The following is a 19,860-nucleotide window of genomic DNA, read 5'->3' on the forward strand; positions in this document are numbered from 1 at the left end:
TGGCTAATTTTCCGTTTTGTGAACGTTAGAATCCTTGACAGTTTGTGCAATCACGCTAATTTGCCCCTCTTAATGTTTATCTTTTTAGAGTGAGTGCGAAACCAATGGTCGCGATTACCTTGCCGGACGGTTCAGTCCGCAATTTTGATGGTTCAGTAACTGGTGCCCAAGTGGCAGCTGATATTGGTCCGGGCCTTGCTAAAGCTGCTTTGGCAATCCGGATTGATGGGGAAATGAAAGATTTGTCTTTGGAATTGACCGAAGACACGACCCTGTCCATCGTCACGACCAAGGATGAAGACGCACTGGAACTGTTGCGCCACGACGCTGCACACATTATGGCCCAGGCCGTTCAGGAACTGTATGAAAATGTACAGGTTACCATCGGCCCAGCCATTGAAAACGGTTTTTACTACGATTTTGCGACTGAAAAGCCATTTAATGATGAAGATCTGGTCAAGATCGAAAAGAAAATGGAAGAGATCGTTGATCGTGATCTGGAAATCGTGCGCGAAGTCTGGGACCGCGATGAACTGATCGCCAAGTTCAAGGACATGGGCGAGCTTTATAAGGCTGAGATCATCGAAGGCATTCCTGATGGGGAAGACGTCACTGTCTATCGTCAGGGTGACTGGTTTGACATGTGCCGTGGTCCACACCTGCCATCCACTGGCAAGCTCGGCAAAGCCTTCAAGCTGATGAAGGTTGCCGGGGCTTACTGGCGTGGCGACAGCAACAACGAGATGCTGCAGCGTATCTACGGCACAGCCTGGGCGGATAAAAAGGCCCTGCGCCAGTATCTGCATATGCTGGAAGAAGCTGAAAAGCGCGATCACCGTAAACTGGGTAAAGAAATGGGCCTGTTCCACTTCCAGGAAGAAGCCCCGGGTGCGGTTTTCTGGCATCCAAAAGGCTGGAAATTGTTCAACACCCTGATTTCCTACATGCGTGGACGTCAGGAACGTGCGGGGTACGTTGAGATCAACACACCATCTGTGATGGACCGTGGTCTTTGGGAAAAATCCGGTCACTGGGAAAAGTTTGGGGAGAACATGTTCACTACCCAGACCGAAGATGACCGTGTCTTTGCTTTGAAGCCCATGAACTGTCCGGGTGGCATTCAGGTCTTCAAACAAGGCATTACATCCTATAAAGACCTGCCACGCCGCATTGCAGAATTTGGCAAAGTAAACCGTTATGAGCCATCAGGCGCGTTGCATGGTTTGATGCGTGTGCGTGAATTTACACAAGATGACGCGCATATCTTCTGTACACCTGCGCAGATGGAAGAAGAGTGTCAGATCGTTATCAAGCTGATCCTGGATATCTACAAAGACTTTGGCTTTGAAAATATCCGCATCAAATTCTCTGATCGTCCGGAAAAACGGATCGGGGATGATGCAACATGGGACCTGCTGGAAGAAGCGCTGCGCCGTCCGCTCGAATCCATGGGGCTGGATTACAGCTTCAACCCGGGTGAAGGCGCGTTTTACGGTCCGAAGCTTGAGTTCGTGCTGCGTGATGCCATCGGTCGTGACTGGCAGTGTGGTACGCTGCAGGTGGATATGAACCTGACAGAGCGTCTGGATGTGACTTACATCGATGAAAAAGGTGAAAAACAGCGTCCAGTGATGCTGCACCGTGCGCTCTTTGGATCGCTGGAACGTTTCACAGGTATCCTGACTGAACATTATGCGGGTCGTTTCCCATTGTGGTTGGCCCCGCAGCAGGTGGTTGTTGCCCCAATCGTCAGCGCGCAGGATGATTATGCCCGTGAAGTTTGTGAGACGCTGCGTCAGGCTGGCATTTCTTGTGAGACCGATCTTCGTAATGAAAAGATCAATTACAAGATTCGCGAACACTCTCACGCCAAAATTCCGGTGATTTTGGTCGTTGGGGACAAGGAAGTTGCCTCAAAATCCGTCGCGATGCGTCGTTTGGGCGGAAAAACGCAAGAAATTCTTGCACTTGATGAAGCTGTGACTAAACTAGTAGGTGAAGCTGCGAGTCCTCAGGGCAAATGAGGACCGCACTTTTCGTGCATTTAGACTTTGGCTAGATATAGGAGAATACAATAGCTCGTCGTCCGATGAAGGCGCAACCGTCCCAAGAGGGTCCACGCGTCAATAACGAAATCCGCGTACCGCAAGTCCGGCTCGTAGATGAAAATGGGGAAATGGTTGGTGTTGTCTCGATTGAAGAGGCATTGAAAAGAGCACAGCGTGTCGGGATCGATCTGATCGAAGTCTCACCGAACGCAGAACCGCCCGTTTGTAAAATTCTCGATAGCGGGAAATACAAGTACGAAGCCCAAAAGCGTAAAGCCGAAGCCAAGAAGAAGCAAAAAGTCGTTCAGGTCAAAGAGATCAAGATGCGTCCGGGCATCGACCAGCACGATTATGATGTCAAAATGCGCAATGTTTTCAAATTCCTTGATAACGGTGACAAAGTAAAAGTTACCCTGCGTTATCGTGGCCGTGAAATGGCCCACCAGGAACTGGGTATGGAAATCCTCAACCGCGTCAAAGCCGATACAACGGAAGTGGCAAAGGTTGAACATCAGCCCAAGATGGAAGGTCGCCAGATGATCATGATCCTTGGCCCACTTCCAGCTGGTGCAAAATAAGACATTTATTTTGTCTGAATGATTAAAACGGCATCTGCCTATTGTGGCAGGTGCCGTTTTTTATTTGAGATTGCGCGCGATGGCCTGATCCATCAAATCCCACTTGATCGGCTTGGTTACCACTTCGTTGATACCGATTTCCTTAAACCGTTTGTGATGTTCGGGGAAGGCATCGGCCGTCAGGGCAATGATCGGGGTTTGTTGGTTATGTGGCGAGCTTTCTCGGATCAGGCTGGTGGCGTCCATGCCGTCCATCTCCGGCATCTGAACATCCATTAAAATCAGATCAAATTTGTTCTGTGCTGCCTTGGCAACAGCGATTTTGCCATTTTCCGCTGTGGTGATCTGATGGCCCTTTTTCTCAAAGGTGGTGGAAATGACTTTGCGGTTTACCGGATTATCTTCGGCCAGCAGGATATTGAGGCTGCCGAGATCAGGGCTCTGGATGTTCTTATCAGATGGTGCATCAGCTTTTTCAAGTTTCAGGCGAATGCTGAATTTGGTGCCCTTGCCCGGCGTGCTGGAAAGTGTCAGTTCCCCACCCAACAGGTTGCACAGTTGTTTGGTGATGGTAAGGCCCAGACCCGTGCCGCCAAATTTACGCGATGTGGACGAATCAGCCTGGGTGAAGGGTTCAAAGATATGTTTGGTCTGTTCTTCACTCATTCCAATGCCAGTGTCACTGACGGTGATTGTGAGTTCCAGATGACGATCATCCAGCGCCATCACATCCATATGCACATCGACCTGGCCGTCCATGGTGAATTTGATGGCATTACTGATCAGGTTGGAATTGATCTGGCGCAGGCGCAGACTGTCACAAATGACCCATTGGTCTTTAAATTGATCCGCATTGGTAATCAGAGCAACGCGTTTGCGTTCCGCCGCATCCTGGAACAGATGACAGACGGTCTGGATGATCTCGCTTGGATTACAGGGGATTCTTTCGATCTGCAACTTGCCTGCTTCGATCTTTGAGAGATCAAGAATGTCATTGAGCAACAGCATCAGGGTGTTGGAGGATTTATCCAGGTCATTCAGGAAGGTCCTGGCTTCTTCTGTATTGATATCATGGCCCTTTAAAAGATCAATGACGCCCCGAATACCGGTCATGGGCGTGCGTAACTCGTGGCTCATGGTCGCAAGGAAGTTGGATTTGGCTTCATTGGCGAGTTTGGCGTGCCGCGAGGCTTCCTGCGCTTTTTCCTGTAGGGCTTTTTGCGGGCTGATATCGGAGAGAATACCGATGATATGAGTGAAGTTTCCATGTTCATCCGTCACAGGGGAGATGGCCGACATGGTGGGCAACAGACCACGGTCTTTCGTCTTGTTCATAAACTCACCCTGCCAGGCTTTGCCGACTTTTAGATGAGACCAAAGGCTTTGATAGACATCTTCCCCCGTCAGGCCGCTTTTTAACAGCGATGGCGTTCGCCCCTGCCAGTCTTCTTTGTTATATCCAAAGACCTGCTCAAAGGCGATGTTTGCATATTGGATAATGCCGTTGCGATCTGTAATCAGAACGGATACCGGAGATTGGTGCACAGCCGTTGACAGCAGCTGTACTTCTTTTTGCAGCCGCCGGGTGCGATGGAAATCCAGATAGAGCAAAAAGGCAGCGATGAGTACGACTACGGTCGCAAGCAGCAGGGTAATGATCAGGGTTTTGTTATTCTCAAACCACAGTTTTACCGAATGAAAGTGGTTGGCAGTAATGACAATGGCCAGTGGATATTTTGCCGACAGCTGAATGGAAGATTGCGCGGTGACGAATATGCCTTCCTTAGTCTGGACAATATAGTCATCTCTGCTATCTGCAACGGCCTTGCGTACGCCTTCTGCCACGGCATCAGTATGCATCATTTTTTGTCGGTTCAGCAGTTGCTCGCCATCAAGGCGCATCAGGCAATGCTGGTCGGCTTCTTCCAGATCAAGTCGTCTGAACATCCCTTCCAGGTGGCCTGCATTTAGTGCAACAAGGATGGCATATTGTCCGGTTTTATTGGGGAATTGTCGTTCCAGTAAAATTGGAATGAGTTGACGGTTTGATTTCCTTGAAACGGATTGTTCTTTAATGGGCAGGAAGCGACCATTTATAGGATTACCGATATTCATACTGACTGAAAAATGGGTTGCATCTAACTTTGGAAAAGTCAGTTTTGACAGATCAAAGTTTCCTTTTGCCCGTGGATTACTGTCCAGAATCGCCTGACCATCTTTCAACACGACCATTTGCCGGATATGGGGGGCAAAAAAGATCAGCGCATCAATGCGTTTTTTCAGGTCATTCACGTCAATAGGCGTCTTGTTGGTATCATTCATTTCCAGCAGCAGGGGAAAAAGGCTGTTCTCTACCGATTCAAGGGTTCGGGTGATGGTTCCCTCAATCATGCGGGTGTAAACTTGGGTCAGTTGATTGCGGTTTTCAATCTCGTTATTCAGGCTCGCCAACAACATGGCAAACACCAAGCCCACCACGCCGAACGAGATAATGGCGTAGCGCAAAAACGGTGGTCTGTTGCGTTTCAATATGCGTGGTCGGTTATTTTTCACGTTTACGCTCGTAGTCTTGAGGGAAAGTCCCGCTGGGGTTGAAGGCTTAGAATTGTTTATATTAATATAAAAGGAAAACCTTTGCCATGAATTGTCCTAGGTCATGACTCTGGGTTATCATGTGCGCTAGGAAACGGGAAGGAGGTATTTCATGATCAAAATTATTCAAGCAATGTTTTTATGTTGCCTTATTGTACTTTCCACACAGGCACAGGCGGGCGGCCGACTGGAAAAAATTAAATCAACGGGTGAAGTCAGGGTCTGTATCTGGCCGGGATATTTCGCCATTTCGTATCGCAATCCGCGTAATGGCATGCTGGAAGGCATCGACATTGATATGGCAAAGGATTTTGCGGATCACCTCGGTGTGAAACTAACCTTTGTTGATAGTTCCTTTGGCAAGATCAAAGAGAATATGACCAACGGGGCGTGTGATATCTCCATGCATGGGGTGGGGGTGCGTGATGATCGCAAACCTTTCATGGATTTTAGTGAGCCGCATCTGATCAGCGGAATTTACGCCGTTTCCATGAAATCCAACGATATCATCAAAAAATGGGACGATATTGACCAGGAGGGCAATGTGGTTGTTGTGCAAAAAGGCACCTATATGGAACCTGTCATGCGCGATTATCTTAAAAAGGCGGAACTGTCTGTCGTGGATAGTTTCAAGGCGCGTGAGCAGGAAGTAGAAGCCGGGCGTGCCGATGTTTTCATGACTGATTACCCATACGGCAAACGGATGGCCGCCCTGACGACCTGGGCACATTTGATGGAACCTGCCGAAATCTTGGCCCCAACGCCATATGCTTATGCAGTGCCAAAAAATGAGCCTGATTGGTTGGGCGTTGTGAATGATTTTCTGGCAACGGTTAAGAAAGACGGACGTCTGGCCGCCTCTGCTGAAAAACATGGATTGACACCGATTGTCGCAAAATAATTTTTGCTGCTTAAAAGGCCCTCGAAACGTTGGTTTTCGGGGGCTTTTGTTTGTTGTTAAGGTTTTGTTTACCTTTTAGATTCAAAGGGTTAAACGATTTGTTAACCCGATTCGCCCATATTGGGCTCATGAAAACGCTACAAACAATTCCGCTGAATCAGATCCTGCAGGGTGACTGTATTGAACTGATGAACAGCCTTCCGGAAAAGTCAGTCGATCTGATCTTTGCGGACCCGCCTTACAATCTGCAACTCGGTGGTGATTTACATCGCCCCAACAACACAAAGGTCGATGCCTGTGATGATCATTGGGATCAGTTCGACAGCTTCAAGGCCTATGACGAATTCTCCAAAGAATGGTTGAAAGCGGCACGCCGCATTCTCAAGGACGACGGCACCATCTGGGTGATCGGTTCCTACCATAATATTTTCCGTGTCGGTGTGACGCTGCAAGATCTGGGCTACTGGATGCTCAATGACGTGATCTGGCGCAAGACTAACCCGATGCCAAACTTCCGTGGTCGTCGTTTTACCAATGCGCATGAAACCATGATCTGGTGTTCCAAGTCGGAAAAAGCCAAATATAACTTTAACTACGAAGCCATGAAGGCCTTCAATGACGATGTTCAAATGCGCTCAGACTGGCTGTTGCCAATCTGTAACGGCGGGGAACGTCTGAAAAACGAAGAAGGCGAAAAAGCACATCCAACGCAAAAGCCGGAAAGCCTGCTTTATCGTGTGATCATGGCATCAAGCAAGCCCGGTGATGTGGTGCTTGATCCGTTCTTTGGTACAGGCACAACAGGTGCGGTTGCCAAGAAACTGGGTCGTAACTTCATCGGTCTGGAACGTGAAACCGATTACATCAAGGTTGCTGAAAAACGCATCAAGTCTATCAAGACCGAAGTCGATACATCACTGTTGACCACACCAGCCAAACGTCAGGCGCCACGCGTGCCATTTGGTACGTTGCTGGAACGCGGTTTGCTGGAACCTGGTGCGACGCTTACGGACGCCAAAGGACGTTACGAAGCCAAGGTCCGTGCGGACGGAACCTTAAGTGCAGCCAACTTCCGTGGTTCCATCCATCAGGTGGGTGCCAAGGTTCAGGATGCGCAGGCCTGTAACGGCTGGACATTCTGGCATATGGAAAAAGCGGGCAATCGCGTTTGTATCGATGAACTTCGCGAAGTGGTCCGTGCCGAAATGGCATCTTAATATTTCATCATACTGATGATCGGGCAGCGGCTGTATACGCTCGCATCTCTGCCTTCTTTGTTTTGATCTTTCCCCGGTAGCGTTTTCATAAAAAGGGGAAAGATCAGTAATACCCTCATCCCTGATCAGGATGGGGGTATTTATTTTCAAGATAGGCTTTTGCATTTTTAAAGGATTCTGTTCGCGTCAGATGGATGTGATGTTCATTGATCTCATTAAGAATACCCAATGTTTCCAGAACCTGGGCGACGGTTTCACACATTGCAACCATCAGGACTTCAAGGTCGTTGCTTTTGGCATTTTCAATAATTTCAAGCAAGGCATAGGCCGTTGTCAGGTCGATGTAGGTGACTTTAGACATATCCAGGATCAAAAGGTCACAGCTGTCATCGGGTCTTAGAATTTCTGCCATACCACGTGCCGCCCCAAATGTAACGGGTCCGCCAAAATGGCAGTAGAAAACATGGTCCCCCAGGTCGGCAAGCAAATCATTTTCTTTCTGTGATAAATGTGATTTACCATGGCTTCCCTTGCTGGTGCGGATGGCCTGAAGCTGCAATTGTGACATTTGATGCAGTGTGATCATGCTCGCCGAGACCACCCCGAAACCTACGGCTATGACCAGATCGACAAACACCGTCAGGATAAGCACGGAACTGGTGAGGAAGATGCTCATTTTCGGGGCGTTTTTGATGATTTTAAGGAAGGGCCAATCGATAATATCCCATCCAACTTTCAAAAGAATACCTGCCAGAACAGCATGGGGAATGTGACTGGCAAGAGGACCTAGCCCCAACACAATTGCCAGCAATACAAGGGCATGGATCATTCCGGCAATTGGTGTTTGTCCGCCTGCGCGCACATTGATGACGGTACGCATGGTCGCTCCGGCACCGGGAATGGCCCCCATGACGCCGGCCAATGCGTTGCCAATCCCCTGACCGATCAGTTCCCTGTTCGGATTGTGTTCTGTCTTGGTGATATTGTCGGCAATCAGCGAGGTCAAAAGGCTGTCGATGGTGCCAAGGAGGGCAAGCATCATGGCAGAGCCCAGCATATCGGGAAAGCGTTCCCACAGGATATGGGGGATGTAAGGGTCGGGCAGGCCACTTGGGATATCGCCGATAATAGGTGCTGTGGGCAGCAGGGAAATGGATAAGACTGTACAGGTTACAAGGGCAATCAACGGTTCGGGGATAATTTTGGAAATTCGTTGGGGACAGAAGATCATGATGCCGAGGCTGAGGAGCCCTACAACAGCGGCATCTATCTGAATATTGGAGAGCAGGTCTGGCAAATATAATATTGCCCCCACTGTACCTCCAGCAGCCACATTGTGACCCAATAGCGGGGCAAGTTGCAGTAGGATGATGATTACGCCAATCCCGCTCATAAAGCCGGAAATAACGGAAAAAGGGACAAAACTGATAAAGCGTCCGATGCGCGCTAGTCCAAATGCAATCTGGAAAAGTCCGCTCATCATGACAACGGTAAAGGCCACGGCTGGTTGATCGGCATATTGCATGACTGTCGCGGTCATCACAACCGTCATCGGACCTGTAGGGCCTGAAACTTGCGCAGGTGTGCCGCCGAAGAGGGAAGCAAAAAAGCCAACAAGTATGGCGCCATACAATCCTGCCATCGGTCCCACGCCGGACGCGACACCAAAGGCAAGGGCAAGTGGCAGGGCAACCACAGCTGCAGTCAATCCGCCGAATATATCCCCTTTGAGGTTGTCCAGACGTAACGTGGCAATCATATTCCATCGTCCTTTATTTTTATGAGCAAGTAATTGTTTCATAAAGGGAATGAAAAAGCTACTGATGATATGTAACGAAGATTGTCACGAAAGGATCACGTGTTGGTCGTGAAAGAGTCTTGGAATTTGGTGAAACTCTGCTCACACCAAAAGGGGGGCATAGGCCAAAGCAATGGCTCCCAAAGTAAAAGTCCCACGCCCTCGACCAGCGTGGGCTTTTGTTTTAACTGGTATTCAGAGTTTTCTATGAATATATGAAGTGAAAAGATGGTTGAGATATTCGGATTTACCTTTTCTCGGCACCTAGACCTATTCGATTTTTGAGAGTTTAATCTTCACGTCTCCTTCCGGACTATTTTGCACGGATATTGGTACACTAAAGCTGCCAGTACTTGTAGAGATTTTAGACGTTGTAATTTGTGAGTCGTCTAAACTTCGATTGTCTGCAGCTACCAAGAAGTAATAATATCCAGGCTGTAGTACATTGAAGCTTTTGTTTATGGAATGACCCGTACCAAGTAGATTCAATGTGTCGATAGTTTTGACAACATTTTGATTTGAATCATAAAGTTCTAAGTAAGGCAGCACGGTTTTCTTTCGAAATCCGACACATTCGTAGCAGTCGCTTACGATATCGACCTGATAAGTTGCGATGTCTAGTTCTACGCTTTTAAAAAGTTTAAAATTTGATACGACTTTGCCAAGACGCATAACCGGGTCAGTAATTCGAATTTTGGCAAGTTGCTCTTTTGTTGTGGACAGTTCTTTAGCAGGTACGGTTTTGACAATTTCATTTATGTTTTCAAAGATTTTGCCAGGTTTACGCTCTACAAGTGCTTGATAGTCGTTGTAAGGAGAGCTGGAGCATCCCGTAATTAGGATGCTAAGGCACAGTCCTGCGATTGTTGAAAATACTCTTTTGCTTTTCATTATTCTTCTAACCATAAATTCTATTGTTTGGAGGGAAGCTGGGCACGTTCAGTCCCTTTAATGAACACAATGGAGAGTGTGTCTTTCAGTTGTTTGCTAACCTGGGTCGCAGAATTATCTATTGCATCCTTAATTTTAAGACCGTTGTTATCGGTCCAGATCGTTGCATTCTTCTCTTTGATAAGGTTGCGCAGGCGTTTAACTTCTGTTGAGATCATATTATATACATCTCGTTGATATGCCGAGCGCAATTTTTCACCAAGATTTTCCTTTGCCTGGGCTTTTAGCTCTCTGCTTCTTGGATGTGCCTGGGTTGTTTCATCGGGTTTACTTTCAAATGTCACAGTAGTATTTAGGAAAGTACGATCAAACTTCTCACTTACACCAAGAGCATGCTTTAGCTCTGAGGATACGGGGTACAAATCCACTTTAATTGTTGTCATAAGCGTAGATAAATCTTCGGAAAATCTGAACCTAGGGGTAAGAATGCCAATGCTATCTATATTGTTTGGGTTGGAAGACAGGTAAGTGTCGAGATCTGTTTTTGTAAGAGGGGTGTCGGAAAACTTCACTGACTTGAAAGTGGCAAGTGCATTGCTGATTTTTTTCTCTAATTTCATTTTGCAGATTAACGTCTTTAATTTCAGCTAGGATAGGGGCCATAAGTTCTTGCTGTTGATTTCTTTGTACTGTCATGGCTGCAATATCTGCCGCAGCCCAAAGCAATCCGCCTCCCATAATCTGGGTGGCATTCGAGCCTTGAATATCAGCCTTTAAGTCTGCGTATTTATTGTTTAGGAATATTTCACTTGAATTAATTGCGTGCTTTGCAGTCAGCGAAAGAACTGGTTTTTCACGTCCAACACATCCTGTTAAGCCAACGATTATGAGGATGCTTAATAAAGATAAAAGCTTGCAGTTATAAGTGTTTAAAATTGAATGCATAGTCTATCCCTTGCGCTTGATTGTTCTAGCATGGGTAGCACCTATTAATTTGGATCGCAATCCTTAGTGTTTTTAAGCGCTGTTAAATGATCTTAAAGATATTCTACATTTAGCAGTTGGTTGACGCATGCGCTGGAGAACGTATTTGGTTGATTCTCTCTGATATTATTGAGGTGAGGTTAGCATGGAGCTGCTAGTGATGTTTATATGGTTGTGTTGTCTGGTAATGTTGACAGCTTTTAGTTTTTGATCTTTATTTGTTTGGTGTTGAGTTTCGGTGAAGTGATGAGGACATGATGAAATGGAAAGGGCGTCTAAGTTTTGTTTGCTTGTTCGTTATGTTCACAGGGTGCAAAGATTTAAATTTCAATCTAGTTTATGTTCCTAACTTCCCGGTTACCATTGCAGGAGAAATTTCTTCGGCTAAAGGATGGCGGAATGTTGAAATAGAAGGTTCTTCTGTTTCTCCAATATACATATCAAATAAGAAAATTTGTCCAAATGACATTCTCCATTTTCAATATCAGCTTACGAAAACTTACAAAGACTGGTTGATCAATCTTGAACTGAAAGCCGTTACATATGCGGACGGGACTAGATACACTTTTAAGTTTCCACGAGGAGTGTCGGTTGGAGCAACCCAGCGCGCGGAGGTGAATGGGAAACAATTATCTGTAACAGGTGGCTATACTTTGATGGTGCGCCCTTCATCTGCAACTTGGCCAATAAAGCCGTGGCCAATTTGGGGATCGTCAAATCTATCAATATGCCAATTGTAAGATAATTAGCATATGATTGCCTGCGCAGGAATGAGGTGTTGTAGCCTAAGAAAAAACCCCGCTGTTTCCAGCAGGGCTTTACTCATTCAGGCAATAAAGCGTCGTGAATTACCCGCGTAGCTCACCGCCTGTGTTTTTGGCAACAGAAGCCACGACTTTGTCAGAGACGGCTTGGATTTGCTCGTCGGTCAGGGTCTCGGTTGTGGGCTGCAAAGTGATGTTGATGGCAACGGATTTTTTACCGGCCTCCATATTTTCCCCTTCATAGACGTCAAACACGCTGGCAGCGGTAATCAGTTTTTTGTCAGCCGTTTTGGCGGACTGGATGATCTTGGCAGCTGGGATGTCGCTATCGACCACAAAGGCGAAGTCACGTTCAACAGGCTGGAACTGGCTTAGTACCAGAAGCGGACGCAACGCTCCTGTTTTCTTGGCTTTGCCCGCCGGGATGTTGCCCAGATAGACTTCAAAGCCAACTGCAATGCCTTTATATCCCATCTTCGCAAGCACACCGGGGTGCAGTTCCCCAAAGTAAGCCAATGTGTTTTTCGGACCAAGCTTCAACGCGCCAGAACGACCCGGGTGGTAATGTGCTGGCGCTCCTTCCGGGTCAACCTGCAGGCTGTCAACCTTGGCACCAGCAGCTTCCAGAACAGCGATCACGTCTGCTTTGGCGTCAAACACATCCACACGACGCGGACCTTCTGCCCAGTTGCGCGGGCCGGTCTGGCCTGTGCGCACACCGCCAACCACAACGGGTTGCTGGTCGGCTTCGTCGCCATCAAACTGCGGGCCAACTTCGAACAGGCAGCCGTTTGGCATGCCGCGATCGTTATTGCGCTGGCACGCCGCCAGAAGGTTTGGCAGCAGGGACGGACGCATAATCTCCAAATCAGTACTGATTGGGTTGGTCAGGCGCAGGTTTTCATCTGTCCAGCCAAAGAGCTTGGCTTGTTTTTCTGGCAGGAAGGCATAAGTGACAGCCTCGGACACACCGCGTGCAACCAGCGTGCGGCGGGCTGCATCGCGTTTTTGCTGGGCAGGGGTCAAAGCGACCTTTGGCAGATTGCTTTCACGTTCCAAAGAGACTTCTTCGATATGGTCATAGCCGAAGACACGGATGACTTCTTCAACCAGGCAAGCTTCCAGTTCGATGTCTGAACGCCAGCTTGGCGGGTTCACTTCAAACGTTTCGCCACGGTCTTCCAGCTGACAGCCGAGGATTTCCAAGATGCGAACCATTTCGGCTTCGGGTACGTCCACGCCTGTCAATTGTTTGACGCGGGCTTTACGCAGCGTGATGGTGCGTTGCCATTGGGGCTCTTCACCCGCAACAACCAGGTTGGAAACCTCACCGCCGCAAAGCTCAACGATCAGGCGGGTTGCCATCTCGGTCATCTCGATAACAGCAGCTTCATCCACGCCACGCTCAAAACGGTAACGCGCATCAGAGATGATATCCAGCTTGCGGCCTGTCATGGCGGTGCGGATCGGATCAAACAACGCACATTCCAGGAAGACGTTGGTGGTATCGTCCTGACAGCCTGAGTCTTCACCGCCCATGATGCCGCCAAGGGCATGTGGAGTGGTGTCATCACAGACAACCGTCATTTCCGCATCCAGCGTATATTCTTTTTCGTCCAGTGCCTTCATGGTCTCGCCATCCTTGGCCAGACGCACGTTGATGTCACCGGAAAGCTTGTCAGCATCAAAGACGTGCAGCGGACGGCACAGACCTTGAGAGAAATAGTTAGTCACATCTACCAGCTTGGAGATCGGACGTAAGCCCACAGCCAGCAGCTTGTCCTGCAGCCATTTGGGCGACGGGCCGTTTTTCACGCCACGAATGTAGCGACCTGCAAATTGCGGGCAGGCTTTTGTATCGTGAATGTTGATCTTGATCGGGCTTTCAAAGGTACCTTCAACCGCATCCGTATTGATGTCTTTAAGTGTGCCGAAACCTGTTGCGGCCAGGTCGCGGGCAATACCGCGCACGCCTGCACAATCGCCACGGTTTGGTGTAATGGCGATTTCAATGATCGGATCAGTCAGACCCATCACGTCAACAGCGCGCGCCCCAACTTCAACGTCGGCAGGCAGATCAACGATCCCGTCGTGGTCTTCAGACAGTTTCATTTCTGCTTCCGACATCATCATGCCTTCTGATGGCACGCCGCGAATTTTGGTTGGCTTGAGCGTGACGTCCAGACCCGGGATGTAAGAACCGGATGTGGCAAAGACGCCTTTCAGGCCCGCACGTGCGTTTGGTGCCCCACAGACCACATCATATTCTTTTTCCCCATCAGAGACTTTAAGCACTTGCAGCTTGTCCGCATCCGGGTGACGTTCTGCAGAAAGAATTTCCGCAACCTTAAACGTTTCCAGACCTTCTGCGCGGTTTTCCACGCCTTCGACCTCAAGGCCGATCATGGAGAGTTTTTCAACGATCTCGTCGAATGTTTTGTCCGTGTCGAGGTGCTCAAGCAACCAGCTATATGTGAATTTCATCGGGTCAGCCCTCCCACCATAGATGGCACATCCAGGGCTTTAAAGCCGTAGTGACGCAACCAACGTAAATCTGATTCATAGAATGTGCGCAAGTCAGGAATGCCATATTTCAGCATGGCAATCCGTTCGATCCCCATGCCGAAGGCAAAGCCCTGGTATTTTGAAGAATCGATACCGCAGTTTTCCAGAACTTTCGGGTGAACCATGCCGCAGCCCAAAATCTCAAGCCAGTCATCGCCAGCCCCGATCTTGAATTCACCGCCTTCACGGGTACAGCCGATATCCACTTCCGCAGACGGTTCTGTGAAGGGGAAGTAGCTTGGGCGGAAACGAACAGGCAGGTCATCCACACCGAAGTATGCTTTGCAGAAATCGATCAGGCAGCCCTTGAGGTGACCAAAGTGTGTTTTTTCGTCAATGACCAGACCTTCGATTTGATGGAACATGGGTGTGTGTGTCGCATCATAATCACAACGATACGTGCGACCCGGGCAAACGATACGGATCGGTGCGCCTTTTTCCTGCATGGAACGGATTTGTACAGGAGAGGTGTGGGTACGCAAGACCATGCGGTTGCCGTCTTGTTCACGTGGCAGATAGAAGGTGTCGTGGTCCTGACGGGCTGGGTGTTCCGGGCCGATGTTCAGCGCACCGAAGTTACGCCAGTCATCTTCGATATTCGGGCCTTCTGCAACGGTGAAACCCATTTCGCCAAAAATCGCGATGGCTTCATCAATGGTCTGGCTGACCGGGTGAACGGTGCCGGATGTTTCAGGGCGTGTGGATAAAGTCACATCCACTTTTTCTGCCATCAGACGGGCGTTAAGCTCAGCATCTGCCAGGTCGGTTTTGCGCGCCTCAATAGCCTGGGCCACTTCACCTTTGACAAGGTTCAGCTTCATGCCAGTTTCTTTGCGCTCCTCTGGGCTCAGATCCTTCATGTTTTTCATCATGGAGGTGATGGAGCCTTTTTTACCCAAGGCTGAGACACGAATGTCGTCGAGAGCTTTTGAGTCTGTTGCAGCTGCAACAGCGCTCAATACGTCTTCTTTAATTTGATCTAGGTTTTCCATATCCGTTCCTAAATGGAAAAATGTGTGACAAGAAAAAAGGGGACTAAAGCCATAAGGCTTCAGTCCCCTTTTCCAATAACTTTCAATGTAAAGCAAGCAGCTTTACATGAGCGTTTTATTACTTGGCAAGAGCGGCCTGAGCCTGGTCTACCAAAGATTTAAACGCTTCTGGCTCACGTGCAGCCAGGTCAGCCAGGACTTTACGGTCCAGCTCGATACCAGCCAGCTTGAGGCCATTCATGAATTGAGAGTAAGAAACACCGTACTGACGTGCACCAGCGTTGATACGCTGAATCCACAGAGAGCGGAAGTTACGTTTCTTGGCGCGACGGTCGCGGTATTGATACTGCAGGCCTTTGTCAACTTTCTGACGAACAACGCTGAGGACGTTTTTATTACGACCACGGTAGCCTTTGCCTTGTGCAACAATCTTTTTGCGACGATTGCGAGATGATACTGCTGTAGTAGAACGCATTTTTTTAAACCTTTATATAACGTGTGCGGCGATTAAGCGTAAGGCAACATTGTTTTTGCCATGCGTGCATCAGCAGCAGACAGAACGAATGAACCACGTGCCTGGCGTTTCATTTTGTTGGAACGCTTGCGCAGGTTGTGAGATTTAAATGCGTATGCACCGCGAACTTTACCAGTCGCAGTAATCTTGAAACGCTTTTTAGCGCCAGATTTTGTCTTCATTTTAGGCATTTCATTATCCTTTAGATATCTACATTAAACCCGACGGAGAGGCATGCCTTAGCCATACGCGTCATCATTTAATGCCTTTAACAAAATAAGCGCCACAGACTTATCTGTCTGCGACGAGGTAGCGGGTTATAGACTCATGTTTGAATTGTTTCAAGAAGATTCTGCCTGTCAGTAGGATAAAAGCCATTCAGCGCTTTTTTCAAGTTGATCAGCAGGTACTTCCTTGACGACCATGGCCTGCAAATCTTCCAGAGTGACGCTACGCAGTTTTTCACGCCAGGCTTCATCGGCATCCCACATGACACGTGCGATGGAACAGGGTTTGGTGAGGTCCGGTTTTTTGTCAAGGCAGGGGTTGTTCGCGCGGATTTCGCTACATTTAAACGTGCTTTTCTTGCCCTCAACGGCTTCGACAATATCTAAAAAGGTTATGTCTTGATTGGGTTTCGCCATCCGGTAGCCCCCTTTGGGACCAAGTGTGCCTTCTACCAATCCCGCTTGTGAGAGGCTTTGCAGCGCCTTGGAGAGATATTCTTTCGGCACGTCGTGGAATTCAGACAGAGCTTTGGTTGAGAGATATGTCTCCGGTGGCAGGGCTGCGAGCACGGCGCAGCAATGAAGTGCCCATTCTACCTGGTTTTTGAGGATCATATCTTTGGCCTTTGCTGGTTGGTCTTCGTTCCTTTGTACCCATAATTTATAAAAAAAAGAAGCCGCCTTTGCCTGGGGGGAGAACAAAGGCGGCCAGATGGCCTTTCTTATTTAAGAAAGACCTGCGCGATTCAGGCCGAAGAATTCATCGGCGGAACCCGGCGGGACTGTGAAGGGGATGGCAAGTCGGTTCCAGCTGTTGATGCTTGCAACCGCAAACGTCAGATCAGAGAGTTCCTGTTCAGAAAGTTCTTCACGCACTTCATTGAAGAAATCTTGCGAAATTCCGTCGTGACCCAGCTTGGTGACTGCTTCTGCCCACGCGAGGGCGGCTTTTTCCTTGTCGGTGAAAAGTGGAGATTCTGCCCAGATGGCGACATGATGGACGCGTAGTTCACGCTCACCTGCGATCTTGGCTTCCTTGACATGCATATCCAGACAGAAGGCACAGCCGTTTAGTTGAGAAACCCGGATGTCGATCAGGTGCAGCAGCTTTTTATCAATGGATGACTTTTCTTTTGTCGCCATGGAAAAGGCGGCCATCTTTTCATAAAGAGGGGCAGACAGTTCAAAATGGTTGAGGCGTTGTTGCATGGGGGATGTCCTTTGAAAATTAATTACGGATAAAAAATATCCTTAATTAAAAAGAGAGTCAAGCCTCTGTGAATTTTGGATCATTGAGGCGGGTCGCTCAGGATCATGACCAGGCTGAAGGTGATGAACATGGCTCCACTTAAAAAGCTGATCACACGGCTACCTTTTTCTGAAGAAATATGACCACGGATGCGACGGGCGAAGACGGCATAAATGCTATGAACGATTATAATCAAGGCGCAATAGGTGAAGACCCCAATTGAAAAAGAAGCAACCACATTGCTGGCGTGCGTATTGAGGTGCGGAAAGGTTGCCAGAAAAAAGAAGACGGCTTTTGGGTTGCTGAATTGCAGATAGAGGGCTTGTAGGAAATAATCGTGTCTATTGCTTTGAGGTCCACTTGTCTGCTCGGTTGAATGTGCCCTCAACATTTTGATGCCTAGGCAAAAGAGATAGAGTGCGCCGCTATATTTCATGATGGTAAAAGCGGTTTCTGATGTAGTGATCAAAACGCCCACGCTGGTTGCAGAAAAAACCGATACGATCAAAGCGCCGACGGCAAGACCACAGATGCCAAAAAATGTAGAAAGGCCATCAGACCTCATCGTGTTGTTTAAAGTCAGGATGACGCCGGGGCCGGGGCTGGCAACTGTCGTCAGCGCCATGACGAGGAAAATCCAGTAGGTCATTGAAGGTCTCTTTCAATTAACTGTTTGTAATTTCCTCAGCCTCCCATATTTTAAAAGATAGAAAAAATTTGTTTTTATATGTTTAAATGATAGAGAAGGTATCTTTTGGAGACGTCATTTCTGGAAAGTGTCCTGGCAGTCGTTCAGCATAAATCCATCACGGCTGCCGCCCGTATGCAGGGCATTACGCCCGCAGCTGTTCGCCAGCGGATCAAGGCACTGGAAGCTGAATTTCAGGTCGAATTGTTTAAACGTTCTGGCCGTCAAGTGGTGGCGAGCGAGGCCTGCCTGCAGATGCTGGGCGAAATGGGGGATGTGGTTGAACGCACCCATCGCCTAAAATCCAGAATTCAAGATCAACATTTGCGTGGTCCCCTGAAGGTGGGGGCAATTGTGACGGCCATGCCCAAGCTGGTGGCAGAGGCTTTGCGTAAGATCAAAGAAACGGCCCCTTTTATTCAGGTGCAAATCTATCCTGGTACATCGCGCCTGCTTTATGAGCAGTTTGTTGCGGGGGAACTGGACGTGGTGATCATGATCAAACCACCATTTGATCTGCCAAAAGAATTTCAGTTTCAGGAAATCAGAAAAGACGCCTTGGTGCTTCTGTCTCCAAAGGAGGCAACCGGATCGCTGGAAGAGATGTTCAAAGATTATCCTTATATTTGCTATGACCCGCAATCCTGGGGCGGCATGCGCGCTGAGGCTTTCTTAAAGGATCGCCAGATCACGCCGGATTATCTGTGTACGCTGGATGCGCTTGAAGTGATCCCTTTTTACATTGATCAGGGGCTGGGCATTTCGCTGGTCCCGGACTGGGGGGAATTCTGGATCGATAATCTGAATGTCAAAAAGACAAAGATCACGGACCATCGATTTGAACGCACCATCATTAGTGCCTATCGATCCAATTCAGCTAAGGAAAGGATGGTCGATGCTTTTCTTTGCGTTATGACCTAGTTGACTGTGTGACGATCAAAGGGGCTGTCTAATGAAAAGGTTGGCACAATCACATTGATACGTTCCCCCACACCGCTGATCATTTCATATGATCCGCCCATGAAGCCGCTTGGGGTCTGCAGGGGAACGCCACTGGTATATTCGTATGTTTCGCCCGGTTCCAAAAGGGGTTGATCGCCGACCACGCCCTCGCCGCGCACTTCCTGAATGCGGCCCAAGCCATCTGTGATTTTCCAATAGCGTGAGATCAGTTGGACAGGTTCGTGCCCTTCGTTATCGATACGAATGTGATAGGCCCACATATAGGCGCTTTTTTCAGGATCAGATTCTTCTTCCAGAAAAATCGGATTGACCGTGACGGTGACCATACGGGTTGTTTCTGAAAATTGCATGTTGCCCATGTCCTTATCTTTCTGTTTGCCTGTATTCTAAGATGGGTGTTTTGGGCTGATTACGCAATAAGGAATTAACGTTCAGCAGCTTTAAGGTTTGTTTACTTTTAGAATATATGATGAAATACAACCCTCAATAGCTAATCGGGAGGCCCTCGTGGCAAAGCTGTTAATTGTCGATGATGACATGAGTATTTTGCTGATTATGAAAACAGCTCTTGCAGAAGCAAGCTTTCAGGTGCAAAGCGCTGAAAGCGGTGCGGATGCACTAAAGATGCTGAAGAAAAGCAAATATGACCTGTTGATCACTGATATTTTAATGCCCGAAATTGATGGCCTTGCTGTGATTGACGAAGCCATTGCTGAAAACCCTGATATCAGTATTCTGGCTATTTCCGGCGGCGGTGCCGATAAAGACGGTGGCGATCTGCTGGATGCAGCATTGACGTCTGGTGCTGATGCGATCCTGCAAAAGCCTTTCCGCCCGGATGAGCTGGTGCGTACCGTTAAGGCACTGTTGCGTTAATAAAGCAGTAAAC

Annotated in this window: 20 protein-coding genes; 7 read left to right on the plus strand and 13 right to left on the minus strand. The window is 48.3% G+C overall.

Translation table 11 applies throughout. From position 1 onward, the window contains the following. Nucleotides 1-104 precede the first annotated feature (104 nt). Nucleotides 105-2,024 (plus strand): threonine--tRNA ligase, encoded by a 1,920-nt coding sequence (gene thrS, locus RYZ26_RS01485; protein WP_317681354.1) that lies wholly within the window; start codon nt 105-107, stop codon nt 2,022-2,024. Nucleotides 2,025-2,089: 65 nt separating this feature from the next. Then, complete coding sequence (infC, locus tag RYZ26_RS01490) at nt 2,090-2,626, plus strand: translation initiation factor IF-3 (protein WP_317681355.1); 537 nt, start codon at nt 2,090-2,092, stop codon at nt 2,624-2,626. 60 nt (nt 2,627-2,686) lie between these two features. Here infC and RYZ26_RS01495 read toward each other — a convergent pair whose 3' ends face one another. After that, nucleotides 2,687-5,179 (minus strand): hybrid sensor histidine kinase/response regulator, encoded by a 2,493-nt coding sequence (locus RYZ26_RS01495; protein WP_317681356.1) that lies wholly within the window; start codon nt 5,177-5,179, stop codon nt 2,687-2,689. Nucleotides 5,180-5,330: 151 nt separating this feature from the next. Here RYZ26_RS01495 and RYZ26_RS01500 point away from each other — a divergent pair, with 151 nt between their 5' ends. Together RYZ26_RS01500 and RYZ26_RS01505 are read left to right on the plus strand one after the other, a co-directional pair. Continuing rightward, nucleotides 5,331-6,119 (plus strand): substrate-binding periplasmic protein, encoded by a 789-nt coding sequence (locus tag RYZ26_RS01500; protein WP_317681357.1) that lies wholly within the window; start codon nt 5,331-5,333, stop codon nt 6,117-6,119. A gap of 128 nt (nt 6,120-6,247) precedes the next feature. Continuing rightward, on the plus strand, nt 6,248-7,336 hold the full coding sequence (locus tag RYZ26_RS01505) for a site-specific DNA-methyltransferase (protein WP_317681359.1): 1,089 nt from the start codon (nt 6,248-6,250) through the stop codon (nt 7,334-7,336). Nucleotides 7,337-7,451: 115 nt separating this feature from the next. On the opposite strand, the gene RYZ26_RS01510 is transcribed toward RYZ26_RS01505, so the two are convergent. The 4 genes from RYZ26_RS01510 to RYZ26_RS01525 form a co-directional block, all read right to left on the minus strand. Next, entirely contained in the window at nt 7,452-9,095 is a 1,644-nt protein-coding gene (locus RYZ26_RS01510; protein WP_317681360.1) for a SulP family inorganic anion transporter, read from the minus strand. Nucleotides 9,096-9,404: 309 nt separating this feature from the next. Further along, a complete protein-coding gene (locus RYZ26_RS01515) occupies nt 9,405-10,025 on the minus strand; it encodes a hypothetical protein (protein WP_317681361.1) in 621 nt (206 codons plus the stop codon). Nucleotides 10,026-10,045: 20 nt separating this feature from the next. Then, entirely contained in the window at nt 10,046-10,468 is a 423-nt protein-coding gene (locus RYZ26_RS01520) for a hypothetical protein (protein WP_317681362.1), read from the minus strand. A 52-nt stretch (nt 10,469-10,520) separates the two neighbouring features. Beyond that, entirely contained in the window at nt 10,521-10,970 is a 450-nt protein-coding gene (locus RYZ26_RS01525) for a hypothetical protein (RefSeq protein ID WP_317681363.1), read from the minus strand. 293 nt (nt 10,971-11,263) lie between these two features. Between RYZ26_RS01525 and RYZ26_RS01530 the strand changes: the two genes are divergently transcribed. Further along, a complete protein-coding gene (locus RYZ26_RS01530; RefSeq protein ID WP_317681364.1) occupies nt 11,264-11,749 on the plus strand; it encodes a hypothetical protein in 486 nt (161 codons plus the stop codon). A 108-nt stretch (nt 11,750-11,857) separates the two neighbouring features. Here RYZ26_RS01530 and pheT read toward each other — a convergent pair whose 3' ends face one another. The 7 genes from pheT to RYZ26_RS01565 all read right to left on the minus strand — a co-directional run bounded on the left by pheT (nt 11,858) and on the right by RYZ26_RS01565 (nt 17,969). After that, nucleotides 11,858-14,257: a phenylalanine--tRNA ligase subunit beta gene (gene pheT, locus RYZ26_RS01535; RefSeq protein WP_317681365.1), complete on the minus strand. Its 2,400-nt coding sequence runs from the start codon at nt 14,255-14,257 to the stop codon at nt 11,858-11,860. Beyond that, complete coding sequence (gene pheS, locus RYZ26_RS01540; protein WP_317681366.1) at nt 14,254-15,330, minus strand: phenylalanine--tRNA ligase subunit alpha; 1,077 nt, start codon at nt 15,328-15,330, stop codon at nt 14,254-14,256. The genes pheT and pheS overlap by 4 nt, the downstream gene beginning before the upstream one ends. A gap of 118 nt (nt 15,331-15,448) precedes the next feature. Continuing rightward, entirely contained in the window at nt 15,449-15,805 is a 357-nt protein-coding gene (gene rplT / locus RYZ26_RS01545) for a 50S ribosomal protein L20 (protein WP_317681367.1), read from the minus strand. A gap of 32 nt (nt 15,806-15,837) precedes the next feature. After that, a complete protein-coding gene (gene rpmI / locus RYZ26_RS01550; protein ID WP_317681368.1) occupies nt 15,838-16,035 on the minus strand; it encodes a 50S ribosomal protein L35 in 198 nt (65 codons plus the stop codon). A 168-nt stretch (nt 16,036-16,203) separates the two neighbouring features. Beyond that, nucleotides 16,204-16,686, minus strand: coding sequence for an RrF2 family transcriptional regulator (locus RYZ26_RS01555; protein WP_317681369.1), 483 nt, complete (start codon nt 16,684-16,686; stop codon nt 16,204-16,206). A 111-nt stretch (nt 16,687-16,797) separates the two neighbouring features. After that, the gene (locus RYZ26_RS01560) at nt 16,798-17,280 is read right to left on the minus strand and encodes a carboxymuconolactone decarboxylase family protein (RefSeq protein ID WP_317681370.1); all 483 of its coding nucleotides are present in this window, start codon (nt 17,278-17,280) and stop codon (nt 16,798-16,800) included. Between the two features lie 80 nt (nt 17,281-17,360). Further along, the gene (locus RYZ26_RS01565) at nt 17,361-17,969 is read right to left on the minus strand and encodes a LysE family translocator (protein ID WP_317681371.1); all 609 of its coding nucleotides are present in this window, start codon (nt 17,967-17,969) and stop codon (nt 17,361-17,363) included. A 105-nt stretch (nt 17,970-18,074) separates the two neighbouring features. Between RYZ26_RS01565 and RYZ26_RS01570 the strand changes: the two genes are divergently transcribed. Next, complete coding sequence (locus RYZ26_RS01570) at nt 18,075-18,929, plus strand: LysR family transcriptional regulator (RefSeq protein ID WP_317681372.1); 855 nt, start codon at nt 18,075-18,077, stop codon at nt 18,927-18,929. Here RYZ26_RS01570 and apaG read toward each other — a convergent pair. Next, nucleotides 18,926-19,321: a Co2+/Mg2+ efflux protein ApaG gene (gene apaG / locus RYZ26_RS01575; RefSeq protein ID WP_317681373.1), complete on the minus strand. Its 396-nt coding sequence runs from the start codon at nt 19,319-19,321 to the stop codon at nt 18,926-18,928. The two genes, RYZ26_RS01570 and apaG, sit on opposite strands and share 4 nt — an antisense overlap. A gap of 157 nt (nt 19,322-19,478) precedes the next feature. Here apaG and RYZ26_RS01580 point away from each other — a divergent pair, with 157 nt between their 5' ends. Further along, nucleotides 19,479-19,847: a response regulator transcription factor gene (locus RYZ26_RS01580; protein ID WP_317681374.1), complete on the plus strand. Its 369-nt coding sequence runs from the start codon at nt 19,479-19,481 to the stop codon at nt 19,845-19,847. Nucleotides 19,848-19,860: the final 13 nt, after the last annotated feature.

It is taken from the genome of Terasakiella sediminum (assembly GCF_033100395.1).
In the GTDB taxonomy this organism is placed as follows: domain Bacteria; phylum Pseudomonadota; class Alphaproteobacteria; order Rhodospirillales; family Terasakiellaceae; genus Terasakiella.

Bases quoted from the DNA above. Each gene is read 5' to 3' on its own strand.
- thrS (WP_317681354.1), top strand. From the start codon at position 105: ATGGTCGCGATTACCTTGCCGGACGGTTCAGTCCGCAATTTTGATGGT.
- infC (WP_317681355.1), top strand. From the start codon at position 2,090: ATGAAGGCGCAACCGTCCCAAGAGGGTCCACGCGTCAATAACGAAATC.
- RYZ26_RS01500 (WP_317681357.1), top strand. From the start codon at position 5,331: ATGATCAAAATTATTCAAGCAATGTTTTTATGTTGCCTTATTGTACTT.
- RYZ26_RS01505 (WP_317681359.1), top strand. From the start codon at position 6,248: ATGAAAACGCTACAAACAATTCCGCTGAATCAGATCCTGCAGGGTGAC.
- RYZ26_RS01510 (WP_317681360.1), bottom strand. From the start codon at position 9,095: ATGATTGCCACGTTACGTCTGGACAACCTCAAAGGGGATATATTCGGC.
- RYZ26_RS01515 (WP_317681361.1), bottom strand. From the start codon at position 10,025: ATGAAAAGCAAAAGAGTATTTTCAACAATCGCAGGACTGTGCCTTAGC.
- RYZ26_RS01520 (WP_317681362.1), bottom strand. From the start codon at position 10,468: ATGACAACAATTAAAGTGGATTTGTACCCCGTATCCTCAGAGCTAAAG.
- RYZ26_RS01525 (WP_317681363.1), bottom strand. From the start codon at position 10,970: ATGCATTCAATTTTAAACACTTATAACTGCAAGCTTTTATCTTTATTA.
- RYZ26_RS01530 (WP_317681364.1), top strand. From the start codon at position 11,264: ATGATGAAATGGAAAGGGCGTCTAAGTTTTGTTTGCTTGTTCGTTATG.
- pheT (WP_317681365.1), bottom strand. From the start codon at position 14,257: ATGAAATTCACATATAGCTGGTTGCTTGAGCACCTCGACACGGACAAA.
- pheS (WP_317681366.1), bottom strand. From the start codon at position 15,330: ATGGAAAACCTAGATCAAATTAAAGAAGACGTATTGAGCGCTGTTGCA.
- rplT (WP_317681367.1), bottom strand. From the start codon at position 15,805: ATGCGTTCTACTACAGCAGTATCATCTCGCAATCGTCGCAAAAAGATT.
- rpmI (WP_317681368.1), bottom strand. From the start codon at position 16,035: ATGCCTAAAATGAAGACAAAATCTGGCGCTAAAAAGCGTTTCAAGATT.
- RYZ26_RS01555 (WP_317681369.1), bottom strand. From the start codon at position 16,686: ATGATCCTCAAAAACCAGGTAGAATGGGCACTTCATTGCTGCGCCGTG.
- RYZ26_RS01560 (WP_317681370.1), bottom strand. From the start codon at position 17,280: ATGCAACAACGCCTCAACCATTTTGAACTGTCTGCCCCTCTTTATGAA.
- RYZ26_RS01565 (WP_317681371.1), bottom strand. From the start codon at position 17,969: ATGACCTACTGGATTTTCCTCGTCATGGCGCTGACGACAGTTGCCAGC.
- apaG (WP_317681373.1), bottom strand. From the start codon at position 19,321: ATGCAATTTTCAGAAACAACCCGTATGGTCACCGTCACGGTCAATCCG.